The following is a 21,389-nucleotide window of genomic DNA, read 5'->3' as shown; positions in this document are numbered from 1 at the left end:
GATAGTGATTAATAGCATAGGAGATACAAAATTATATTTCTGCTGAGTCAACTACAATATGGCAAATCTTGCCAAATCCCTAATCGCAACTCAGAATTAGAGGATAAGTTCCGTGAAAACACGGGAGAGACTGTAAGTTAAAAAACAGTTAACGTTTGGTTAAGTCGGCTTTTTGGTTTGTTTGGTAAAGCTCACAACTTTTGAAACCGCCATATCCAGATCATCAACAACCAGCGCCTGAGTCGTTGATAGCCGCTCTTTTGCCTCCATCACACGAGAGCCGACTAACCTAACGACCAGTTGAGGAGTGCGAACCACTCGACTGACCATAACTTCCTCCCTAGCTTCGCTAATGCTCCGAACTTTGCGGCTTTGGCGTTGAAAGAACTGCGCGATCGACTCTGCAATTTGGTCACAAGGCACCGTTCCAGTGACTAGGTTGATTAGCACGACTCTCACCTGTTTATTTTGGGCGATCGCTTCCAGCCCAGTTTCCAACCGTTCACATAGCGTCTCAGGTAGCCAATTGTAGTGAGTTTCGCTGCCAATGTTCAAAAAGTTGGCGGGTTTGCCTCCTGCCTGACCGACTAAATCCATCGTCGCCATCGTTAGCCCAGCGCCATTGCAGAGAATTCCAACTTGTCCATCGGGGTCTAGCGTAGAGGTCACTTCTAAAGAACGATCGGAGGCAGGTTGTAGGACAGACTCATCAAGCGCACGAAGCGGATCGACGGGCAGCGATGCGTTTGGTTCTAAGGCTGCGAGGGCAGGGTGACGGGCAAGCGCATCGTCGTTTACCGTGACTTTGCCATCGAGTGCCATGACTTCTCCAGTTGGGCTAACGCCTAAGGGGTTAATCTCGACTAGATCTAGATCGTTGTCTAGAAATAGCCGATACATTTTTTCGACGATCGCGCTGACCGAGTTGATCAGCGATCCTTTCAGCCCCATTTTCAGCATTAAGCGACGGGCGTAAAATGGCGAAAATTCTTGATCGACGATGACGTGTTGCATCTCATCGATCGCCGTTTGCACATCCACCCCGCCTTTAAGAGAACCCAGTAATACGGGGCGGCGAATGGATCGATTTAGAACAACCGCCAAATAGAGTTCTTGTTGAACATCGTATTTTGCTTCTGCCAGCAGTGCCTTGGGATATTCCCCCATGATTGGTAGATTGAAGATGGTTTGAGCCGCCGCCACCGCGTCGATCGTGTTTTCGACAAATCTGACTCCGCCGACTCGTCCGCGTCCGCCCATATAGACTTGAGACTTGAGCACGATCGGGTAAGGCAACTCCAAGCCCTTGAGATCTCTGGGGCGATCGATGCGCTGTGACGGCAAAACAGGAATCCCCATTTCACGAAAAAGCTCTTTTGCCTGATATTCAAGTAAGTCCATCACGATGTTAAAAAGGGGTCAGGGGTCAAGTTTCGCACTCTTTTTTCGGCTTTGCCAGTCTTTGGCGACTAAATCAATGCCATAAAATCGTTGCCAAAACTTATCTACCAGACTGGTGGGCAAAACTTTGGTCATCATGAACAGTAGAAAATCACCACTGGTTGCCGCCACATAGCGAGGGCGAGGATTGCGATCGGTCATAGCTTTGAGAATGACGATCGCTACTTGTTCCGAAGTCCAAGCGCGGCTGCTGGTTTGCTTTTCTAAATCTTCTAGCTTTTTAAAGGCAACTCGGTAGGGAGAATGTTCGGGATCTACGATCGTGTGATCGATTTCTTTGTCTACTACGTCAAAAAACTCTGTGCTGACCGGGCCTGGCTCAATTACACTCACCCGAATATTAAACGGAGTCAACTCTCGCCGCAGAGAATCGCTAACCGCTTCTAACGCAAACTTAGAAGCACTATACAACCCCCCAAACGGGAAGGCAATTTTGCCCGCGAGCGAACTGACGTTAATAATTCTGCCGCCTCCCTGATCGCGCATTGCCGGAATCAGCGCTTGAATCAGCGCGATCGCGCCCAGCACATTCACCTGTAGCTGACGCTGAACCGCTTCGGGAGGAATTAGCTCGATCGGCCCCATCTGCCCATAGCCTGCGTTGTTGACCAAAATGTCAACGCGCCCAAAGCGATCGAGGGCGGTCTTCGCGAGCGCTTGCACTTGGTCAATCTGTGCCATGTCAGTGGGCACAGTGATCACCTCTGCGCCTGCTTTGCTGCACTGTTCGGCGACGTGAGCCAGTTTTCCGACGTTGCGGGCAGCTAACACTAAGTGAACGCCAATATAACGATCGGCTAAGACTTGGGCAAGTCCAGCTCCAATTCCAGCAGAGGCACCTGTAATTAAAACAACTTGCCCAGCTAAGGGAGAGGTTTGCGGCATGATTTCAATCTCGATCGGGATCTCTCAGCCAATTATTATCATTATTCAGGGATCTTTGTCTCGCTCCTAAGTCAGGAGTCACGGGCTGAGAAATTAAGTGAACCCTTTTGAGCGTTACCTAGTCTAAAAAGATATCACTTACCATTCAGCGCAGGAATGATTTACAGGTGTTAGCGGCAACGATCGACGTGATAGCGAATGACTCGTTTAATGGTCAGTTTGAAGAGTCGGATCAAGATCTCGTGCGGCGATGTATCCAGGGAGACTCCCAGAGCTTTCGTCGGCTTTATCAACGGCATCAGGGTCGGGTCAGAGCCATTCTTTATCAACTCTGCGATCCCACAGCGCTGGATGACTTGGTGCAGGAAGTGTTTTTACGGGCGTGGAAAGGTCTACCCAAATTTCGGCAATCTGCCCAATTTTCGACCTGGCTCTATCGCATTGCCTGGAATGTTGCTTCCGATCATCGGCAAATCGCAGCTAAGGGACGCACTCGCCTCGAAGCTTTAACTCACCAGGCTCCGACTCAACAAGATGCCCCTAATTTGATGCACCTCCATTATCAAGACTTGGTGCAGCGAGGGCTTAAGAATCTCAGCTTTGACCACCGCAGCATTCTCGTACTGCATGATTTAGAAAGTGTCCCTCAGAAGGAAATTGCTGAAATTTTGGAGATTCCGGTGGGCACGGTGAAATCTCGTTTGTTTCACGCCCGCGCTGCAATGCGACAATTTCTCTATCAAGAGGGAGTCCAGCTATGAGTTTGTTGCCTGACGATGACCAGGATTTAGTTGATTTTTTGCGGCAGCACCGATCGCCCCCGCCTCCCCCGGCAGTCGGTTTAGAGCGAGAGATTATCAGCAAGATTGCGGCACCCAGCGATCGCCGTCGATGGAACTTTTGGCTGATTGCTCCTACCCTTGCTGCCAGCTTGATCACCGCAGTTCTCAGCTATCGTGCCTGGATGCCGCCTCAGCCTAGTGCGACCGAAGTTGCGACGCTAGAAGCCTTCATCGAAAGCAACTGGCACAATACTATTTATGACAATTCAGATACCGAATTGATCTCTACCAACGATGAATGATCACCCTTCTCGTCTGCTCAAGTCTCTTACGCTCCGTCGTGTCGGGGCGGTCGCAGCCCTGCTAATTGCGTTAGGGGGGGCGATCGCGCTTAAAGGAAATCACCAAGCAGATGCAACGCTAGAGCCATCTTTATTGTTGGCTGATCCCGTTGCTCAAGATGCCCCGTTACCCCTAAAGCGAGGAATGGGTTGGCTCAGAGATCTCGATCTTAAGCCGGATCAGATGCAGAAAATTCAGGCGATTCGTCGTCAGTCTAGAGATCAGATTGACCGTCAGCGTCAAGAGATGCAGCAAGCCCAGCAAGAACTGCGATCGCTGATGGCGAGTGATGCGTCTGCTGATCAGATTCGAGAAAAATATCGTCAAGTTAAAGGCGTGCGTGACCAATTAGCCGACGCGCAGTTTGACAGCCTCTTGGAAATGCGGCAGGTGTTAACTCCTGATCAACGTCGCAAGTTTGCCGAACGGATGCAGCGTCGCAGAGACGTTAATGGTAAAGCGCCGCGATCGTAAGGGCCGCAATCATCGGGATCACGATCGGGATCGCCACTAAAAGCGCCCATCCATCAAACCGCAGAGACTGGCCGTCTGATTTGAGCAAAAAAATCAACGCCCCAACGCCCATCACGACCCAGATGCCGCCAAAGATAAAGAAGACTGTATACGCTGCGCTACCCATCCCTGATTTCCCCAAATAACAAATCTGTGCGATTCTAGCGATCGTGACTAACCTTTAGACAAATGACGGTTTACGTTTATCTGCATGGGTTTGCATCGAGTCCGCGATCGCGTAAGGCGCAAGATTTGCGCGATCGCTTCGCTGCTCTAAATCTAACGCTCCACATTCCTGATCTTAACCAAAACGACTTTACTCATCTGACGCTGACTCGCCAAATTCAACAAGTTTGTGCTGGGTTTCCGCCTGATCAGCCGATCGTGATTATCGGCTCTAGTCTGGGAGGATTGACCGCCGCTTGGGTTGGAGAACAATGTCCTCAAGTCGATCGGCTAGTCTTGCTGGCTCCTGCGTTTGAGTTTCTCAATCACTGGGTCCCCAAACTTGGCGATAAACTGTTGCGTGAATGGCAGTCTGGAAAGCCTTTAATGGTTTATCACTATGGAGCAGAGCGGTTATTGCCTTTGAATTATCAGTTTGTCGTTGATTGCGCTGACTATGATTCAGCCCGACTGCAAAAACCGATTCCTACTCTGATCATGCACGGCATTTACGATGAGGTGATCCCCATTCAGGCGAGTCAAAATTATGCTTACTTACGTCCTTGGGTTGAGTTGGTCGAACTTGAGAGTGATCACGCTTTAGCAGAAGTAAGTCAGGCAATTTGGGGATCAGTTACCCAGTTTTTGTTTTGAAAGAAATGCTGGAGACATCTGCCCCCACACAGCCCCAAACGGGTTCAGGTGCTCGTTATGAATGCAAACCTTTGTGAATAAGCGACTCAGTTTTGCCTCATTTTCTTGGGTTTAAGCTAATACAAAATAAGAGTTCTTGATGACTCTGCTGAAATCAAACTTGCGTTCAAAAAAATATTTGCTAATATCTTAACCACTATGCTGAATAGACATCTTCTAAAAGCGTGGTTTATTGGGATTAAGCATTCACGTAATATCTATCCTGCAAGTGATTCAGTTCAGAGTTTGAGTCTAGTATGTTTGAGTTATCAAGAGATTAGTCGTTAGATTCTGTTCTGATTTGCTGGTTGACTAACCAGTTTCCCCGCCCCGATTGTCGTTCCCAAGGAATTTATTATGGTAGAGCCTGAATTGAAACAAGTGGAGTATGCTACCAGCGACGCACCTAGTGTCCTGGTTGAGCCGACCAGTCCTGACATTTCGATCGATCAAGTGGGCACTTTGGCTCCGATGTCTACCAGCAGCGAAGGCAACGAGCAATGGCGAGAAATCGGTGAAAAAGCTTACGCCTTTCTAGCATCGCTGCCCGAATATTTAGGACGATTTTTCTCTGAATATCGCCAGCCGCTCGTGACGCTAGGTTTAATCTTTGGCTCGATCGTATCGGTCAAACTCACCCTGGCACTGTTGGGCGCGATTAATGAGGTGCCCTTATTACAACCAACGTTTGAGCTAATTGGGTTGGTTTACACCGTTTGGTTTACCTATCGCTATTTGCTCAAAGCTTCTAACCGCCAGGAGTTAGGTGAAGATTTCAACAAGCTGAAGTCTCAAGTGGTTGGCAAATAACGATCGAGATTTATCTTCGATTTAACCGCGCTGCTCAAGGGGGTTCATTTTCCCTCTTGGGCAGTTGCTTTGATCGCAGCAGTCGTTTTTCTGTCAAAGTTGAGCGCTTCATTTTTGACCGATGCTGTGTTGTCTGGGATACATAATCTTGAGCATTTCTATAGTTCCCATTAAAGGAAACCCCGTTCTCGAAATGCCTTCCTAAGATAGAAGTAAGGGCACTTAGACATTCGTACTCTACATACAGTTCTGAGTGAAACCTTAAAACCAGGGAGGATAAAGAAGAATGGTCGAAGCCTATCAACCGCCGGAGCGCGATTACGCCCTCGATCGTGACTGCAAAACTCTCTCCCGTCATGTCTTAGAGCAGTTACATAGTTTTTCTCCTGATGCCCAAGATCTGAGCGCGTTGATGAATCGCATCGGGCTGGCCGGAAAGCTAATCGCTCGACGATTAAGTCGGGCAGGTTTAATGGAAGGAGTCTTGGGGTTTACGGGCGATGTGAATGTGCAAGGCGAATCGGTTAAAAAAATGGATATTTACGCCAATGAGGTGTTTATCTCCGTGTTTAAGCAGAGCGGCTTAGTCTGTCGTCTGGCCTCCGAAGAGATGGAAGACCCCTACTACATTCCTGAAAACTGTCCGGTTGGGCGATATACCTTGCTTTATGACCCGATCGATGGGTCTTCTAACGTCGATATCAACATTAACGTTGGCTCTATTTTCTCGATTCGCCAGCAAGAAGGTGATGACTCCGACGAAACTGCCCGCGACTTGTTGCAAAACGGTCACAAACAAATTGCCGCAGGCTATATTCTCTATGGGCCGAGCACCATGCTGGTCTATTCGATCGGGCGAGGAGTTCACGCTTTTACGCTTGATCCCAGTTTGGGTGAATTTATTCTCTCAAATGAAAACATTCAAACGCCGACTCACGGCCCTGTTTACAGCGTCAATGAGGGCAACTTCTGGCAGTGGGAGGAACCCCTGCGAGACTACATTCGCTACGTGCATCGCCATGAAGGTTACACCGCTCGATATGGTGGGGCAATGGTCGGCGATTTTCACCGAATTTTGTTTCAGGGAGGTGTGTTCCTTTATCCGGGCACGGTCAAAAAGCCTGAAGGAAAACTGCGCTTGCTTTATGAATCAGCGCCAATGGCGTTTTTGATTGAGCAAGCTGGCGGACGCGCTAGCACGGGCACCCAAGACATTCTAGATGTGGTTCCAGACAAGCTTCATGCTCGCACCCCTTTGGTGATTGGCAGCACAGAAGATGTGACTCTGGTGGAATCGTTTATTCAAGACCGTGCCAGAGAGCGAGAAGAAGAGTTGATGGCAAAGCGATAAAGGTCAAACTCAGTTTCACCTCAAGTCTCAAAATTATTAACGTTTAGGAGTAACTCTCAAATGACAGCAGCAAATCATCTTTTAGAAATCAAAGACTACGGTCAAAGTATCTGGATGGATAATTTGAATCGTGATTTGATTCAGTCGGGCGAACTGAAGCGGATGATCGACACCGAAGGGCTGCGAGGCATCACCTCAAACCCGGCGATTTTTGAGAAAGCGATCGTCGGCAACAAAATCTACGACGAAGATATCGAAGCCGGGATCAGAGCCGGAAAATCGCTGATGGACATCTACGAATCCCTAGTGTTCAAAGACATTCGCGATGCGTGTGACATCTTCTTGCCCGTCTACGAAGAGTCAGGCGGATTGGATGGCTACATCAGCATCGAAGTGCCGCCGACGATCGCTGACAACACAGAATCCACCATTGCCGAAGCGCGTCGCTACTACAAAGAGATTGGTCGTCCCAATGTGATGATCAAAATCCCTGGAACGACAGAAGGATTACCCGCTGTTGAGCAAGTGATCGCCGACGGAATCAACGTTAACGTCACGCTGTTATTCTCAGTGCAGAGCTACATCAACACTGCTTGGGCTTATGTTCGCGGTCTAGAGCAACGAGTTGAAAAGGGTGAAGACATCAGCAAAATTGCATCCGTTGCGAGTTTCTTCTTAAGCCGAATTGACAGCAACATCGACGATCGCATCGACGCAATTCTCGCAAAAGGCGCAGACCAGATCGCCCAAGAAGCCAAGCTGAGAGCCATCAAAGGCAAAGTCGCGATCGCCAATGCCAAAGTTGCTTATCAGGAATATAAAAAAGTGATCGGGCACGATCGCTGGTTGGCACTCAAAGAAAAAGGCGCAAACGTGCAGCGACTTTTGTGGGCCAGCACAGGCACTAAAAATCCCGACTACAGCGATGTCATGTATGTCGATGAATTGGTGGGCCCTGATACAGTCAATACGTTGCCACCTGCTACGATCAAGGCTTGCGAAGATCACTGCAACGCTGCCAGCCGCATCGAAACTGACGTTGAGGAAGCATACAACCTAATCAACAGCCTCAAAGATCCCGATGTCGATATCAACCTTGCCGAAGTTATGAACGAACTGCTCGTTGACGGGATTGATAAATTCATCAAGCCCTTCGAGTCGCTGATGAGTTCTCTTCAAGAAAAGGTCGATCGTTTGGCAACGGTTCAGTAAAGTGCCAGGGTAAAGGGTGTTAATAGTTTCACTCTTTACCCATTCACCCTTGATCTTCCATCCTTTATTTTTGCTTCGCCTATGGTTACTTTGCTCGAAAATCCGCTCCGCGTTGGGCTACAGCAGCAGCGAATGCCCGAACCCAATATCATTGTGTTCTTCGGTGCGTCTGGAGACTTGACTAAGCGCAAACTCGTTCCGGCGCTTTATCACCTCAAGAGAGAGCGGCGACTGCCCCCAGAATTGACGATCGTGGGCGTGGCGCGTCGTCCTTGGAGTGACGACTACTTTCGAGAACAGATGCGCGAAGGGGTCGAGCAATTCTCGGATGGCATCGGGTCAGAAGCCGCTTGGGACGATTTTGCTAAGGGCTTATTCTACTGTCCTGGTGATATTGACAATCCTGAAAGCTATCAAAAGCTGAAGACGCTGCTCGCTGAGTTGGATGAGAAACGCGGCACGAGAGGCAATCGAGTTTTTTATCTGGCGGTTGCCCCTAATTTCTTCCCCGAAGCGATTCGACAACTGGGAGCTTCTGAGATGCTCAAAGATCCTCAGAAGACTCGCCTCGTAATTGAGAAGCCTTTTGGACGCGATCTGAGTTCGGCTCAAAGGCTCAACCGAGTCGTGAATGAGGTTTGCAAAGAAGAGCAAGTTTACCGAATCGACCACTATTTAGGCAAAGAAACTGTCCAAAACTTGCTGGTATTTCGGTTTGCCAACGCCATTTTTGAGCCGTTGTGGAATCGTCAATTTGTCGATCACGTTCAAATCACTGTTGCCGAAACTGTCGGGGTTGAAGACCGCGCAGGCTACTACGAATCGGCGGGGGCACTGCGCGACATGGTGCAAAACCACCTGATGCAGCTATTTTGCCTGACCGCGATGGAGCCGCCTAACGCGCTAGACGCTGACAGCATTCGCACCGAAAAGGTGAAGGTGATTCAGGCGACCCATCTAGCCGATGTCAATCATCTAGAACATTCTGCGATCCGGGGTCAATATTCAGCCGGGTGGATGAAGGGCAAACAAGTTCCTGGCTATCGCACTGAGCCGGGAGTCAACCCCAACTCGACCACGCCTACCTATGTCGCCATGAAATTTATGGTCGATAACTGGCGTTGGCAAGGCGTTCCTTTTTATCTGCGAACGGGTAAACGGTTGCCCAAAAAAGTGTCAGAAATTTCCATTCAGTTCCGCGAAGTGCCGTATCTGATCTTTCAATCGGCTGCCCAACAAACCAACGCCAACGTGCTGACGATGCGGATTCAGCCCAACGAAGGCATTGCGATGCGATTTGAAGTCAAAATGCCCGGAGCAGACCTGCGATCGCGCTCCGTCGAAATGGACTTCAGCTACGGCACCTCTTTTGGTGTGACCGGGGGCGAGGCCTACGATCGGCTCTTGCTTGACTGCATGATGGGCGACCAAACTCTCTTTACCCGCTCCGACGAGGTAGAGGCTGCGTGGCGAGTTGTCACCCCGGCCCTCACGGCTTGGGAAGCTCCCACCGATCCCGCTACGATTCCTCAATATGAAGCAGGCACCTGGGAACCCTCAGAAGCCGAACTGCTGATCAACCGAGATGGTCGCCGTTGGCGAAGACTCTAACGATTTTCAAAAATCTAACCTCCCCCAATCTCTCTCTATGGCTACCCACTCCCCTTCTCTTGTTCCTTTGCAATCGTTGCAAGCGCCCAAAGATGTTTCTCTCAGCGAAATTGAGGCAGAACTCGCCAAAATTTGGCAGAGTTACAGTGTCGCTAGTGATGACAGCAACACGCTTGCTGCTACGAGAGCCGCAACCTTTACGCTGGTGGTTTATGAGCCAGAAGAAACTCAGCAACTGCTGGCAGCACTGGGGTTTTATACGGGGCCGATTGATGGCATCGGCGGACCTCGCACCGAAGCTGCCATTCGTGCTGCTGAGTCGAGCTTGGGCATGAAACGTGATGGCAAAGCGAGTCCGCTGCTGTTAGAAAAACTTCGGGAAGCCTTAGCAAAAAAGAGTATCTTGGTCGCCGTCGGCGAGGCAACTCGTTCACCAAGTTATGCACTAGATGCGGCGGGGGCTGGAATTGCAGACGCGATCGCTAGTCAAAATCCCTGTCGAATTATCTCCCTGTTTCCCGTCGCTGGCGAAGATGAAGGTGTAACGGCTCAAGTGTCTGCCTATTGCCCCATCAACAAGCAGAGCCGCAACGCCTTGGTATGTGGCGAATACATCATGCTTAAGGGTACAGAAAACGCGCTAGAGCGGGTGGCTAGCATGGTTTCTTCACTCGTCATGGGCGAATTGCCCAGCATTCTCTGGTGGAAAGCAACGCCCAGCACCGACCAAGCCCTGTTCGATCGGTTGTCTAAAACTTGCACTGCCGTGGTGGTAGACTCTAGCCACTTCTTGACCGATCCAGAAGGCGACCTGCTCAAGGTGGCGCATATGATTCAGAACCAAGTGCAGGTGTCTGACCTCAACTGGCGACGACTCGCTGCTTGGCAAGAATTAACCGCCGAGGCATTTGATCCGCCAGAGCGCCGAGCCGCCATTCGAGAAGTCGATCGCATTGTGATTGATTATGAAAAAGGCAACTCGACCCAAGCGCTGATGTTTTTGGGTTGGCTAGCAAGTCGGCTAAACTGGGAGCCAATTTCGCGATCGAAAGAAGACGATATCTACGAACTTCAGCGCATTCATCTCACGGCGGCTGATGGACGTGCGATCGAAGTCGAACTCGCAGCCATTCCGACGGCTGACACGGGTGAAGTCACGGGCGATCTCGTGAGTTTAAAGCTAACTTCTACCAACCTCGATGCCGACTGCTGCACGGTGCTTTGTTCTGAAACGACGGGCTGTATGCGAATGGAAGCGGGTGGTGGTGCCCAATCGTGCCGCATTAACCAGGTGACTCCTCTTGATGATCAGAAGGCTGAAACGCTTTTGGGTGAGCAGCTTCAGCGTTTAGGTCAAGATGTGCTATTTGAGGAGAGTTTGGCAGTGACCGCAAAAATCTTGACGATCGCCGCCTAATTGCTTCTAAGGGTCATGTAAGGGCACGGCACTGGTATGCCCTTACATGACCCTTAGTTGTAAGCTAGATCGAGTAGTAGAAAAATCTCTACCCCAAATTCAAAGAGCCTATGGTCGGATCGGTCGAGCAGATTTCGCAGCAGCTTGTTGCCCTAGACAAGCAGGTTGCTGAAATGGGCGAAAAATTCTACCAAACCTATTTCAGCTATCTGACGGCGTTGGGGCAAGCAGTTCGACAGCAGTTGATTTTGTCTTGCTATCATGTTTGCACTGAGAGCTACCCGCGGCAGTTTTTGCAGTTGTCACTCAGTCAGCGCCAGCAGTTTCAGCAGTCAGTGCGAGACTTGGCAAATCAGATTCAAGCAGAGTTACTGGCTCAACTTCAGCCAGTCAGCCTCGTCAGCACTGAGACAGCCAATATCGACGAGCTTGAAGAAGATCTTGATGTAGATGACGATGGAGAACTTGACGAAGCGTTTGATGAGCAGGAGTTTGAGTCAGACAGTGTTCTAGAGAGTCATCAAAACGAGCTTGAATTTCTATTATTGGCTCCTTCGCTGAGTAAGCCTGCACAGCCGTCTACTCCGCTAGATGCTCTGGTGCAGTGGCAAGAAAATTTAGAGAAATCGATCGTCAAAAAACTCCAAACCACTTCTCACGCCGCCAACTTGCTGTTGCAGCAGTCAGAAGTTTTGCCCAAACGGTTGCCAGAACCAGTTCTAAAGGCGGCGGCTAAAGCAGGGAGCGACGACCCGATCGCGGGCAACGCCAATCTCTTAAAGTTGCTGGTTGAAGCTGCCGATGAAAAAATGTCTGAGCAGGGTCGATCGAAAAAATCTATTGCATCGCTGTTGCATCTAGTGGCGATTCAGCTACGCTTGTCTGAGATTGAGTTTAACGACTCAACTGCAATGGCATGGCGAAATAAGCTGCGAGATCTCAAGCAACAACTTCAGACATTGGGACGAGAGTATCAAAAAAAACACCAAGAACGAGCGATCGCTCAAGCGCAGGACGCGTGGCGATCGACTTGGACAAACGATTGATCCGGGTCTCTTTCTCAAAAGACTGATCAAAACCCTCGCTCCCTGCCTATGCTAAAGAAGAATAAAGAAAGGAAATCGGCATGGTGTCTAGTCAGGGGATCAAAATTGCGGTTGTCGGAGATATTCACGATTTGTGGGATCATGAAGATGAAGCCGCACTCAAAGCGTTAGGCGTTGATTTGGTGCTGCTAGTCGGTGACTTTGGTAACGAATCGGTAGAAGTGGTGCGATCGATTGCTCAAATGGATCTGCCTAAAGCGGCAATTTTGGGCAATCACGATGCTTGGTATAACGCCACCGATTGGGGCATCAAACAATGCCCTTACGATCGCACTCAAGAAGATCGCGTACAGCAACAAATTGATTTGCTAGGCGACACAAACGTAGGCTATGGCAAGCTCGATTTTCCAGAGTTAGGGCTGAGTGTGGTGGGCAGTCGCCCATTTAGCTGGGGTGGGTCTGCCTGGAAAAATAATCGGTTCTATCGCGATCGCTGCGGCGTAAAAAACTTTGCTGAATCGGTCGATCGCATCGTTGCTGCTGTCAACACGGCTGCTTACGAAACGGTAATTTTTGTCGGACACAATGGGCCGACTGGTTTAGGGGATATGCCCGAAGACCCATGCGGCAAAGATTGGCAACCGATCGGCGGCGATCACGGCGACCCCGACTTTGAACAAGCGATCGCCAAAACTCGACTCTTGGGCAAAGCGATTCCGCTCGTCGCATTTGGGCACATGCACCACACGCTGCGTCACACTCGACAGCAGCTTCGCCGCGCTATTCACACCACCTCCGACGGAACGGTTTATTTAAACGCTGCCCGTGTGCCTCGCATTGTTCAAAATGATGGCGATCGCTTGAGAAATTTTTCTCTGGTAACCCTGCAATCTGGCAGAGTGTCGGCAGCATCGCTGGTCTGGGTCAACGCAGCCTTTAAAATTGTGTCCCAGACCGTGCTTTATAGGGCTGAATCAATCGCGGAATCGATCGCTTAAACCGTGTCAAATAAAACAGTCGTCATATAGCGTTCAGCCCACGCTTCACCAAAGGCTTTTTCTAAGACGCGTCGAGTTTTATCATTTTGCTGCTGGCGATCACAGTAATAGCGCTGTTTGGCTAGAATTTCTGCCTCGCGTTCTGGAGTGGGTTGAGTCGCGATCGCTCTCTGGCAGTGCAATTCTAAATAGCTCTCGACTCGCGACAAAAAGGCTGCCTCTTCTGCCTCGTTGCTCGGACGCACAAATAAACAAAAGCTAGAAAAAATATCGCCCCATTCTGGAAGCTCTCGACGCTGGGTGAAGGTCACATCTGGTAAAGCCGATAAAGCACTTTGATAATCGGCGGGTAGAGTACGATCGTCGCTGGTGGGAGAGAGATCGGCGATCGCCATGCCAATTTGTCCGCGTCCGCTCACTAAGTCGGCACCAAACATCGGTAGAGCATAGTCCGATCGGGGAAACATAACGCAGTGGAGAATGTCTAGCATCGTTCCCACTTTAGCCAGTTCTAGATGAAGCTTGCGAAATTGAGGAGTCTGATAGCAACGATTTTCAATAATCAGCTTTTCGCCTTCCATTCGTCCTTCGACATAGCCCAGATCATCAGGCAGATAGTAGGGTGAAAGATCTAAATGACGGTGCCAAAGCGCTTCTATTTTGTCGGCTAAACTGCGAATTAACGGGTGTTGCTGCTCACGTAAAGAAGAGGTTGAGAGAGGAACCATAGCAAAGCCAAAGTTTTGAAAACTTCTTAAAGGATATCAGCTTGCTACGAGCGATCGAGCAACGTTACAAACCCTGTAAAATTTAGCGAGATTATGGCTGGACAGATATTAGGCGATCACTACGAGATAGAGCGAGAGTTAGGGCGGCAATCAGGGCGCTGGACGCTGCTGGCGCGTGATCTCAGCACTCAAGAGCAGGTCGTGATCAAGCTGCTGTGCCCAGAAGAAGATGTTCGATCGGATGACCTAAAACTATTTGAGCGCGAAGTAGAAACTCTCAGAGCGCTCTCTCACCCTTGTGTGCCGCAATATATAGACTATTTTGAGCATCAATTGCCGACGGGCAAGGCGCTGGCGCTGGTGCAAACCTACGTGCCCGGAAAGTCTCTAGATGAGTGTATGAAAATTGGGCGCACCTTCACCGAAGCAGAGGCAAAGCAAATCGCAAAATCGCTGCTCTACATTCTCATCTATCTTCACGGACGGCAGCAGCCAATCGTGCATCGTGATATTACGCCCAGCAATATTGTGCTGGCACAGCGGCGCACTCATTTGATTAACTTTGGCTCGGTTAAGATGCTGTTGAGTTGCGATCGCTCCGCATTCACCCTGATCGAGACTCACGACTATATGCCGCCAGAACAGTTTGCTGGGCGGGCGTTAACTGTTTCTGATCTCTATAGCTTGGGGGCAACGCTGATTGCAATCATCACGGGCAAATCGCCGTCTCAGTTGCCGCGCAAGGGAACTAAGTTAGACTTTCAGCAAGTCGTTGATCTCAGTCCGGCGTTTGCCGATTGGTTGAGTTGGATGACTGAGACTAGTCTCGATCGGCGGCTGCAATCTGCCAAGCAATCTCTGCAAGTATTAGAGTCAGGACAGATCCAAAGGGCGTAACTCATGCAACTGCTGGCTGACCGCTATGAACTGCAACAATCACTGGGTAAAAAAGCGGGACGACAAACCTGGTTAGCGCGTGATTTGCACACTCAGGAACTCGTCGTTGTTAAGCTCCTGACGTTTAGCCATGAGTTTGAGTGGGATGACCTGAAGCTGTTTGAACGGGAAGCGGCAACCCTGCGATCGCTGTCTCATCCTGCAATTCCCTGCTATCTGGATTTCTTTGAACTTGACTCGGACAATCATAAAGGATTCGCCCTCGTCCAAACTTATATTGAGGCGCGATCGTTAGAGCAGCATCTCAAATCAGGACGCACGTTTAGCGAGTTAGAAGTCAAGCAACTCGCCAAAGATTTGCTAGAGATTTTGGGCTATTTGCACGATCGCCAGCCGCCCGTGATTCATCGCGATATCAAACCGAGTAATGTGCTGCTGACCGATCGCTCAGGTAACAGCCCTGGTCAAGTTTATTTAGTCGATTTTGGCTCGGTGCAAACGCTGGCAGCTAGAGACGGGGGCACGATGACGATCGTCGGCACTTATGGCTATATGCCACCCGAACAGTTTGGCGGACGCACTTCTCCGGCCTCTGATCTCTATAGTTTAGGCGCGACGTTGATTTATTTAATCACGGGTCAACACCCGGCTGATTTGCCTCAAGAAGATCTGCGGCTTCAGTTTGAACACCTTGCGAAGGTCAGCCCCAGTTTTATCAGTTGGCTAAAGTGGCTGACAGAGCCAAGTTTGAGTAAACGCCCGAAGTCGATCGGTGCAGCTTTAATGGGTTTGGAGCGATCGCCAGAAAGTAATTCGGATGTTGAACTCACTATCAAAACAAAGCCAACCTACAGCAAAATCTCACTTATTAGAGAAGCAGAAGCATTAGAGATTACGTTTCCTTCTCTAAAGCTTCAGTCAAAACAATATGTGGATTCTATCGCGCCCATTCTATCGGTCTTCTTAGTCTTCCTCCTTCCACTTTCGATGTTCTTGTTATTTATTAACCCCGGTGGTTTTCTTCTTCTCCTGCTTTCTCCCATTTGGTCTATCCCCATCATTAGAATCCTCTTAAATTTTGCCAAAGCTAGATTGGTGATCACTGAGCAGGGGGTTTCTCTCACTCGCAAACTATTTGGGCTTCAATACGCTCAACCTTTCTCTACAAAGCGCAGATATCTTTGGAAGTTAGCTTTATCATTTAATCGCAATCGGTTGAGCGTTTTTGCAGACACCCAAAAAATTGATTTTTGTGGCACGGTTGAGGAAATGGCTTGGTTAGCTTATGAGTTGAGTGATTGGTTGGGGCTACCGATCGAGCGTGAATAACGTCAGTTCGATAAGTTCTTTCGCTGCGTTGTTTTGCGCTTCAGCCCCCTAAATCCCCCAATTCTGGGGGACTTTAAGCTTAGAGTTTAACCTGAGTTCGGGATAAGAAATCGCCAGAAGTCCTGATTTTCCGTGCCTTGCTGCTATGCTCCACATCAGGCTCTTGTCAATAAGCCTCACAGTTGAGAATATTCTTAATAGTAGGACTTATTGAGAAAAGATTACTAGCTGGTTGTTTGGCTCAAGCTACTTGCAGTGGGGATTTCAGCCTTCGGCTTAACCCGAACTCAGGTAGTTTAGGTTCAAAGTCCCCCAATTTTGGGGGATTTAGGGGCAGCCCGAATTCGCAACCGTAGCGAAAAGCTTCATCGAATTCACGTTGAATAACCTGAGTTCGGGATAAGAAATCGCCAGAAGTCCTGATTTTCCGTGCCTTGCTGCTATGCTCCACATCAGGCTCTTGTCAATAAGCCTCACAGTTGAGAATATTCTTAATAGTAGGACTTATTGAGAAAAGATTACTAGCTGGTTGTTTGGCTCAAGCTACTTGCAGTGGGGATTTCAGCCTTCGGCTTAACCCGAACTCAGGTTGAATAATAAAAAAGGCAGGCATTTAGCCCACCCTCTATGAAATTTAAGCGTTAGAACGATCGCGCTTATTCTGCTGCTTCTACAAACTCTTCGTCATCTTCATCTTCTGGGTCAGGCGCTCCGACCGAGTTAGCAGACACCACAGCGCCCATTTCGAGCTTCTCGCGCACCAGTTTTTCAACTTCTTTGGCAAATTCGGGCTTCTCTTCCACATACTTCACCGCGTTGTCGCGACCCTGGCTGATGTTATCGCCGTTATAGCTATACCAGGCACCTTTGCGAACGATCACGCCCGTTTCTTCTGCCAGGTCAACCAGACATCCGATCGTCGAGATGCCTTTGCCGAAAATGATGTCAAACTCAGCAATGCGGAACGGCGGTGCGATTTTGTTTTTGGCAACTTTCACCTTGGCGCGGTTGCCATATTCTTCGTTGCCCCGCTTCAGGGTTTGAATGCGGCGAATATCGAGACGCACAGAGGCATAATATTTCAGCGCCTGTCCGCCTGTGGTGGTTTCGGGGCTGCCGTACGTCACGCCGATCTTTTGACGCAACTGGTTGATAAAGACGACTGTGCAGCCAGACTTGCCAATATTTCCGGTGATTTTCCGCAGCGCTTGGCTCATCAGACGGGCTTGCAAACCCATGTGAGAATCGCCCATTTCGCCCTCGATTTCGGCACGAGGAACCAGTGCCGCCACCGAGTCAATGACCACAATATCAACGGCGGTCGATCGTACCAATTGATCCACAATCTCTAGTGCTGCTTCCCCCGTGTCAGGCTGAGAAATCAGCAGATTAGCAATATCAACGCCCAAAGCTGCTGCATATTTGGGGTCGAGCGCGTGTTCAGCATCAATGTAAGCCGCCGTTCCGCCTGTTTTTTGGACTTCGGCAACTGCGTGCAGCGCCACCGTCGTCTTACCCGAACTTTCAGGACCGTAAATCTCAATCACCCGACCTTTTGGCAGCCCACCGCCTAGCGCCAGATCCAACGTCAGAGCGCCACTGGGGATGGTTTCAACCTTCATCCGGGTGGCATCACCCAGACGCATAATGCTGCCTTTCCCAAAGTTGCGCTCGATCTGGGTGAGCACCATCGTCAGGGCTTTTTGCTTATCGGAACTTTCGGTTGTTTTACTACTAGCCATTAGCGCCTCAAAAAAGAAAGAGTTATAGAGAGCAAGTCGGAAGGGGCTGAGAGTCTAAGATTGAGACTCGTGATTAACCTTCTAGCATGAGAGTTAGAAATTTCAGTGAAATCAGCCGATAATTTGATGCTTCTCTCTCCAGGTTACACGTGATGTCTTTTAATCTGCCTAGCTCGATCGAGCCAGATTCCGCCCTATCAGTCGGGGGGTTAACCGCCTACATTCAACTGCTGCTTGAGCAAGATGACCAACTCCGTCAAGTCTGGGTGACAGGTGAAGTTTCTAGTGCATCGCGATATCGCAGTGGGTTGTTTTTCACGCTGCAAGACCCCGATGCCAAAGCCTCCATTAGCTGCGTCGTGTGGAACAGTCAACTCGATAAATTGGCTGCTCTGCCAGCGCAGGGAGAACAGTTGATTTTGCTGGGTCGGGTCAACGTCCATCCTCAACGGGGCAACTACCAGTTGATTGTCTGGCAAGCGCTTCCGGCAGGGGAGGGGCTATTGGCTCTGCGCTATCGACAGTTGCGAAATCGCCTAGAGCTAGAAGGACTCTTTGACCCAGAGAGAAAGCGTCCTCTACCCGTCCATCCTCAAACGGTTGCGGTGGTCACCTCACCTCAAGCCGCAGCCTGGGGAGACATCCAACGAACGCTAAAACGGCGCTATCCGGGGTTGCGGGTGCTGTTTTCTCCAGCATTAGTGCAGGGAGATCAGGCACCAGCATCGATCGTGGCAGCGATCGCACGAGTCGAACGAGATCGTAGAGCGGATGTACTAATTCTATCACGGGGCGGCGGGGCGATCGAAGATATGGCGTGTTTTAATGACGAATTTGTGGTTCGGGCGGTGGCAAATTGCTCGATTCCTGTGATTGCGGGCATTGGACACCAGCGCGATGAGTCGTTAGCAGACCTCGCTGCCGATGTTTGCGCCCACACCCCAACTGCTGCCGCCGAGCAAGCAATTCCCTTTCTCTCCAATCTGCACGCCGAGCATCAAGAACGATTTCATGCCCTCAATCAAGCGGTGGTGCAATATCTAGAAGTCGAGCGCGATCGCCTGCAAAGTCTACGGGAGTGCGTTAAACGCGTGAAGCTCGATCGCCAGATTAAACAAGAAACTCAGGTCGTTGCCTGGTTGAAACAGCGCTTGATTCAATCAACTCTGCGCCCCTTTCAAGAAGCGACTCAACACCATCAACTTCTGCAAGAAAAGTTAGCAACGCTTGACCCGCAAGCCGTGCTTCAACGAGGCTATGCAGTGGTGCGGCAGATGAACGGAAGCATTGCTCGATCGGCGTTAGAAGTCTCTCCGGGAGAGGATTTGTCAATTCAATTAGGGCAAGGGCACCTGAAAGTTAAAGTCACGGAAGTCTCGATCGCTCCACCCAGTTTCGACGAATAAAGACTATAAATAAAAGAGTCAGAATTCACCTTCACCTTGGGGCGCTGCATGAATATTTCCCCTGGCTCAAATGCAGCCTATTCAAAACAAATCGAAGCGGATCAAGATTCGACCCCTGACAGCCGTTCTTCTGAATACCCGTCTCAAACTAACTGGAATTATGAGGCAACGGTTGCCCAAGTTGAGTCGATTTTGTCACGCATTGAGTCGGGTGAGTTAGACCTTGCCGATGTGTTTGAGCAATTTTCGACCGCCGTCAGGTATTTGAAACAGTGCGAAGCATTTTTAGCTCAACGTCAGAATCAAGTGGATCTGTTGATTGAAACGCTAACTGACGAAGAGTTTTGACCCTGATCCTATTCTACACTTTATCCTTTGTTGGCGGGGTTGGTCAGCGATCGTGACTCACCGCGACCTGCGGCGGGATCTTTCAGCCCCGGACGCAGCAGTTTTTTAGGCGGCTGAAGCGCATCTTTGCCCAGTTGAATTGTCACATCTGAGTCAAGACTCCCCGTTGTCTCAATTCTGACTTCGCCAAACCCTAGCGATCGTCGCACTGATTCTGCCCCAATCACATCGCCTTGTTGAGCCACAATGCGAGTGATGCTTAAAGGCTCTGTCCAGGGCTTGTCTTGATAAACGTTGTTAAACCCTGACCCTCTCAGCCTAGTAATTACCGACTGCACTCCTTTATCTTGAGGAATGCTGTTTTGAATCGCCACTCTTAGCGTCGCGGGTTGATCTTCGGTCAACGCAGTGGTGCCAAAATCGAGATGCTGACCGACTAGCTTTTGAATCTGAGCCGGGTGGGGCAGCCAATAGCTCGCGTCATATTCACCCGGAGCGCTAAACTCGCCTGGGATCATCAGCATTTTGGTGTTCGATCGATTCACTTGAGAGGCAAAGCCAGTCAGCGCCACCAGTTCTTCAACGGTCAGATTGGTATCGATGTGTGACTGAATGATCGAGAGCAGTTTAGGAATCCGAGTCACGGTAGTGGGATTGAGGGATTGCTCCATGAGGGCGCGCATCACGGTCTGCTGACGTTGAATTCGCCCGATATCCCCATTTTCGTCGTAGCGGAAGCGCAGCAGTTGCAGGGTTTTATCGCCGTTGAGGTGTTGCTGTCCGGCTTTGAGATTGACGTAAAGATGCTGACTATCGTCTTTATATTTCATGTCTTTGGGGACGAAAACCGTCACGCCACCCAGCGCATCGATCAGCGCTTCTACCCCTTGAACATTGATCGTGACATAGCGATCGACCCCTACGCCTCCCAGCAGCTCACTGACCGTTTTTGCACCCAGGGCAGGGCCACCATACAGATTTGCTTCGTTAATTTTACGAACGCCGTGATCAGGAATATAAGTGCGCGTATCTCTCGGAATTGAGAGCACCGTCAGCTTCTTAGTCTCAGGGTTAAAGCGCAGCAGCAACATCACATCAGTCAACCCTTCAAACGAGTTAACGAGGGCCTGATAGCGAAGGTTTTTGAGGTGGTCAGGAGGATTTTGTAAATCCGTCGTTAGCACTTTTACACCCAAAACCAGAATGTTGACGGGGCGTGTCAGTTCGGGCAATTTCAAACTGCTTCGGCTTGAGATGCCACCTTTGCCAAACACTGAGGCTTGAGCGGGGCTGAGTTGACGCTGCATCAGAGGCGTACTGGCGAGCGAAACTGCGAGTAGCGCGCCTGCTGTTGCCGAAAGCATGGCGACCCCCGTCAAGCAAAACATCAGCCAGAGCAGCTTCTTGCCTTTGGGCTTTGCCGACCTTTTGGTTTTAGAAGTCACTCGTCTAGGTTGAGCAGATTGCGCGGGGACTGATTTCGGGGAGACGGGTTGCTTTTTAGCGCTTTTCACAGGTTTCCTCAACACACACCAATTGATCATCGACTAAAGAGAACCAATCTTAAATTTGAGCTTTCATTGTATGCAGTAAAACATATTTAGCTGATTTTTTATTTGCTCAGTTCTTTTGAGAAATAAAGCTTTTGTAGAC

General features: G+C 49.8%; 21 protein-coding genes. 15 read left to right on the top strand and 6 right to left on the bottom strand.

Annotation, left to right across the window (positions count from 1 at the left end; translation table 11 throughout):
* Positions 1–159: 159 nt before the first annotated feature.
* Both BRW63_RS18490 and BRW63_RS18485 read right to left on the bottom strand, forming a co-directional pair.
* Entirely contained in the window at positions 160–1,401 is a 1,242-nt protein-coding gene (locus BRW63_RS18490) for a succinate--CoA ligase subunit beta (protein WP_073073765.1), read from the bottom strand.
* An 18-nt stretch (positions 1,402–1,419) separates the two neighbouring features.
* Entirely contained in the window at positions 1,420–2,346 is a 927-nt protein-coding gene (locus BRW63_RS18485) for an SDR family NAD(P)-dependent oxidoreductase (RefSeq protein ID WP_073073763.1), read from the bottom strand.
* A gap of 167 nt (positions 2,347–2,513) precedes the next feature.
* Here BRW63_RS18485 and BRW63_RS18480 point away from each other — a divergent pair, with 167 nt between their 5' ends.
* The 3 genes from BRW63_RS18480 to BRW63_RS18470 are packed head-to-tail and all read left to right on the top strand — an operon-like array spanning position 2,514 to position 3,944.
* Positions 2,514–3,107 (top strand): sigma-70 family RNA polymerase sigma factor, encoded by a 594-nt coding sequence (locus tag BRW63_RS18480; protein WP_244913265.1) that lies wholly within the window; start codon positions 2,514–2,516, stop codon positions 3,105–3,107.
* Positions 3,104–3,430, top strand: a complete 327-nt coding sequence (locus BRW63_RS18475; RefSeq protein ID WP_073073762.1) for a hypothetical protein — start codon at positions 3,104–3,106, stop codon at positions 3,428–3,430. Before BRW63_RS18480 ends, BRW63_RS18475 begins: the two co-directional genes overlap by 4 nt.
* The gene (locus tag BRW63_RS18470; RefSeq protein WP_073073760.1) at positions 3,423–3,944 is read left to right on the top strand and encodes a Spy/CpxP family protein refolding chaperone; all 522 of its coding nucleotides are present in this window, start codon (positions 3,423–3,425) and stop codon (positions 3,942–3,944) included. Before BRW63_RS18475 ends, BRW63_RS18470 begins: the two co-directional genes overlap by 8 nt.
* Here BRW63_RS18470 and BRW63_RS18465 read toward each other — a convergent pair.
* The gene (locus BRW63_RS18465) at positions 3,919–4,110 is read right to left on the bottom strand and encodes a hypothetical protein (RefSeq protein WP_073073758.1); all 192 of its coding nucleotides are present in this window, start codon (positions 4,108–4,110) and stop codon (positions 3,919–3,921) included. The two genes, BRW63_RS18470 and BRW63_RS18465, sit on opposite strands and share 26 nt — an antisense overlap.
* Positions 4,111–4,172: 62 nt before the next feature.
* Here BRW63_RS18465 and BRW63_RS18460 point away from each other — a divergent pair, with 62 nt between their 5' ends.
* The 8 genes from BRW63_RS18460 to BRW63_RS18425 all read left to right on the top strand — a co-directional run bounded on the left by BRW63_RS18460 (position 4,173) and on the right by BRW63_RS18425 (position 13,286).
* Positions 4,173–4,802 carry a YqiA/YcfP family alpha/beta fold hydrolase gene (locus tag BRW63_RS18460; protein WP_073073756.1) on the top strand — a complete coding sequence of 210 codons (630 nt, stop codon included), beginning with the start codon at positions 4,173–4,175 and terminating at the stop codon, positions 4,800–4,802.
* Between the two features lie 396 nt (positions 4,803–5,198).
* On the top strand, positions 5,199–5,651 hold the full coding sequence (locus BRW63_RS18455; protein ID WP_073073754.1) for a CAAD domain-containing protein: 453 nt from the start codon (positions 5,199–5,201) through the stop codon (positions 5,649–5,651).
* Between the two features lie 286 nt (positions 5,652–5,937).
* On the top strand, positions 5,938–7,002 hold the full coding sequence (gene fbp, locus BRW63_RS18450; protein WP_073073753.1) for a class 1 fructose-bisphosphatase: 1,065 nt from the start codon (positions 5,938–5,940) through the stop codon (positions 7,000–7,002).
* Between the two features lie 60 nt (positions 7,003–7,062).
* Positions 7,063–8,214, top strand: a complete 1,152-nt coding sequence (tal, locus tag BRW63_RS18445) for a transaldolase (RefSeq protein WP_073073751.1) — start codon at positions 7,063–7,065, stop codon at positions 8,212–8,214.
* Between the two features lie 81 nt (positions 8,215–8,295).
* On the top strand, positions 8,296–9,825 hold the full coding sequence (gene zwf / locus BRW63_RS18440) for a glucose-6-phosphate dehydrogenase (protein WP_073073750.1): 1,530 nt from the start codon (positions 8,296–8,298) through the stop codon (positions 9,823–9,825).
* Between the two features lie 37 nt (positions 9,826–9,862).
* Positions 9,863–11,242 carry a glucose-6-phosphate dehydrogenase assembly protein OpcA gene (gene opcA, locus BRW63_RS18435; protein WP_073073806.1) on the top strand — a complete coding sequence of 460 codons (1,380 nt, stop codon included), beginning with the start codon at positions 9,863–9,865 and terminating at the stop codon, positions 11,240–11,242.
* A gap of 110 nt (positions 11,243–11,352) precedes the next feature.
* Entirely contained in the window at positions 11,353–12,288 is a 936-nt protein-coding gene (locus BRW63_RS18430; protein ID WP_073073748.1) for a hypothetical protein, read from the top strand.
* Between the two features lie 80 nt (positions 12,289–12,368).
* Entirely contained in the window at positions 12,369–13,286 is a 918-nt protein-coding gene (locus tag BRW63_RS18425) for a TIGR04168 family protein (protein ID WP_073073746.1), read from the top strand.
* Here BRW63_RS18425 and BRW63_RS18420 read toward each other — a convergent pair.
* The gene (locus tag BRW63_RS18420) at positions 13,283–14,014 is read right to left on the bottom strand and encodes a phycocyanobilin:ferredoxin oxidoreductase (protein WP_073073745.1); all 732 of its coding nucleotides are present in this window, start codon (positions 14,012–14,014) and stop codon (positions 13,283–13,285) included. The two genes, BRW63_RS18425 and BRW63_RS18420, sit on opposite strands and share 4 nt — an antisense overlap.
* Before the next feature lie 93 nt (positions 14,015–14,107).
* Between BRW63_RS18420 and BRW63_RS18415 the strand changes: the two genes are divergently transcribed.
* Complete coding sequence (locus tag BRW63_RS18415; RefSeq protein WP_073073743.1) at positions 14,108–14,911, top strand: serine/threonine protein kinase; 804 nt, start codon at positions 14,108–14,110, stop codon at positions 14,909–14,911.
* 3 nt (positions 14,912–14,914) lie between these two features.
* Positions 14,915–16,240 carry a serine/threonine protein kinase gene (locus BRW63_RS18410; protein ID WP_073073742.1) on the top strand — a complete coding sequence of 442 codons (1,326 nt, stop codon included), beginning with the start codon at positions 14,915–14,917 and terminating at the stop codon, positions 16,238–16,240.
* A 656-nt stretch (positions 16,241–16,896) separates the two neighbouring features.
* On the opposite strand, the gene recA is transcribed toward BRW63_RS18410, so the two are convergent.
* Complete coding sequence (gene recA / locus BRW63_RS18405) at positions 16,897–17,982, bottom strand: recombinase RecA (RefSeq protein ID WP_073072330.1); 1,086 nt, start codon at positions 17,980–17,982, stop codon at positions 16,897–16,899.
* Between the two features lie 152 nt (positions 17,983–18,134).
* Between recA and xseA the strand changes: the two genes are divergently transcribed.
* Positions 18,135–19,388, top strand: a complete 1,254-nt coding sequence (gene xseA, locus BRW63_RS18400) for an exodeoxyribonuclease VII large subunit (protein WP_073072332.1) — start codon at positions 18,135–18,137, stop codon at positions 19,386–19,388.
* 48 nt (positions 19,389–19,436) lie between these two features.
* Positions 19,437–19,736 (top strand): exodeoxyribonuclease VII small subunit, encoded by a 300-nt coding sequence (gene xseB, locus BRW63_RS18395; protein ID WP_073072334.1) that lies wholly within the window; start codon positions 19,437–19,439, stop codon positions 19,734–19,736.
* 20 nt (positions 19,737–19,756) lie between these two features.
* Here the strand turns inward: xseB and BRW63_RS18390 are convergent, their stop codons facing one another.
* On the bottom strand, positions 19,757–21,181 hold the full coding sequence (locus BRW63_RS18390; RefSeq protein ID WP_223257389.1) for an LCP family protein: 1,425 nt from the start codon (positions 21,179–21,181) through the stop codon (positions 19,757–19,759).
* Between the last annotated feature and the right edge of the window lie 208 nt (positions 21,182–21,389).

Origin of the sequence: Phormidesmis priestleyi ULC007 (assembly GCF_001895925.1) — a bacterium.
GTDB lineage: Bacteria > Cyanobacteriota > Cyanobacteriia > Leptolyngbyales > Leptolyngbyaceae > Phormidesmis_A > Phormidesmis_A priestleyi_A.
The sequence above is the reverse complement of the archived record's forward strand: the minus strand, read 5'-3'. Positions and strand labels throughout refer to the sequence as shown.

Bases quoted from the DNA above. Each gene is read 5' to 3' on its own strand.
- BRW63_RS18475 (WP_073073762.1), top strand. From the start codon at position 3,104: ATGAGTTTGTTGCCTGACGATGACCAGGATTTAGTTGATTTTTTGCGG.
- BRW63_RS18420 (WP_073073745.1), bottom strand. From the start codon at position 14,014: ATGGTTCCTCTCTCAACCTCTTCTTTACGTGAGCAGCAACACCCGTTA.
- BRW63_RS18430 (WP_073073748.1), top strand. From the start codon at position 11,353: ATGGTCGGATCGGTCGAGCAGATTTCGCAGCAGCTTGTTGCCCTAGAC.
- opcA (WP_073073806.1), top strand. From the start codon at position 9,863: ATGGCTACCCACTCCCCTTCTCTTGTTCCTTTGCAATCGTTGCAAGCG.
- BRW63_RS18455 (WP_073073754.1), top strand. From the start codon at position 5,199: ATGGTAGAGCCTGAATTGAAACAAGTGGAGTATGCTACCAGCGACGCA.
- BRW63_RS18410 (WP_073073742.1), top strand. From the start codon at position 14,915: ATGCAACTGCTGGCTGACCGCTATGAACTGCAACAATCACTGGGTAAA.
- tal (WP_073073751.1), top strand. From the start codon at position 7,063: ATGACAGCAGCAAATCATCTTTTAGAAATCAAAGACTACGGTCAAAGT.
- BRW63_RS18415 (WP_073073743.1), top strand. From the start codon at position 14,108: ATGGCTGGACAGATATTAGGCGATCACTACGAGATAGAGCGAGAGTTA.
- BRW63_RS18425 (WP_073073746.1), top strand. From the start codon at position 12,369: ATGGTGTCTAGTCAGGGGATCAAAATTGCGGTTGTCGGAGATATTCAC.
- BRW63_RS18470 (WP_073073760.1), top strand. From the start codon at position 3,423: ATGAATGATCACCCTTCTCGTCTGCTCAAGTCTCTTACGCTCCGTCGT.
- fbp (WP_073073753.1), top strand. From the start codon at position 5,938: ATGGTCGAAGCCTATCAACCGCCGGAGCGCGATTACGCCCTCGATCGT.
- BRW63_RS18460 (WP_073073756.1), top strand. From the start codon at position 4,173: ATGACGGTTTACGTTTATCTGCATGGGTTTGCATCGAGTCCGCGATCG.
- recA (WP_073072330.1), bottom strand. From the start codon at position 17,982: ATGGCTAGTAGTAAAACAACCGAAAGTTCCGATAAGCAAAAAGCCCTG.
- BRW63_RS18465 (WP_073073758.1), bottom strand. From the start codon at position 4,110: ATGGGTAGCGCAGCGTATACAGTCTTCTTTATCTTTGGCGGCATCTGG.
- xseA (WP_073072332.1), top strand. From the start codon at position 18,135: ATGTCTTTTAATCTGCCTAGCTCGATCGAGCCAGATTCCGCCCTATCA.
- BRW63_RS18490 (WP_073073765.1), bottom strand. From the start codon at position 1,401: ATGGACTTACTTGAATATCAGGCAAAAGAGCTTTTTCGTGAAATGGGG.
- BRW63_RS18485 (WP_073073763.1), bottom strand. From the start codon at position 2,346: ATGCCGCAAACCTCTCCCTTAGCTGGGCAAGTTGTTTTAATTACAGGT.
- zwf (WP_073073750.1), top strand. From the start codon at position 8,296: ATGGTTACTTTGCTCGAAAATCCGCTCCGCGTTGGGCTACAGCAGCAG.
- xseB (WP_073072334.1), top strand. From the start codon at position 19,437: ATGAATATTTCCCCTGGCTCAAATGCAGCCTATTCAAAACAAATCGAA.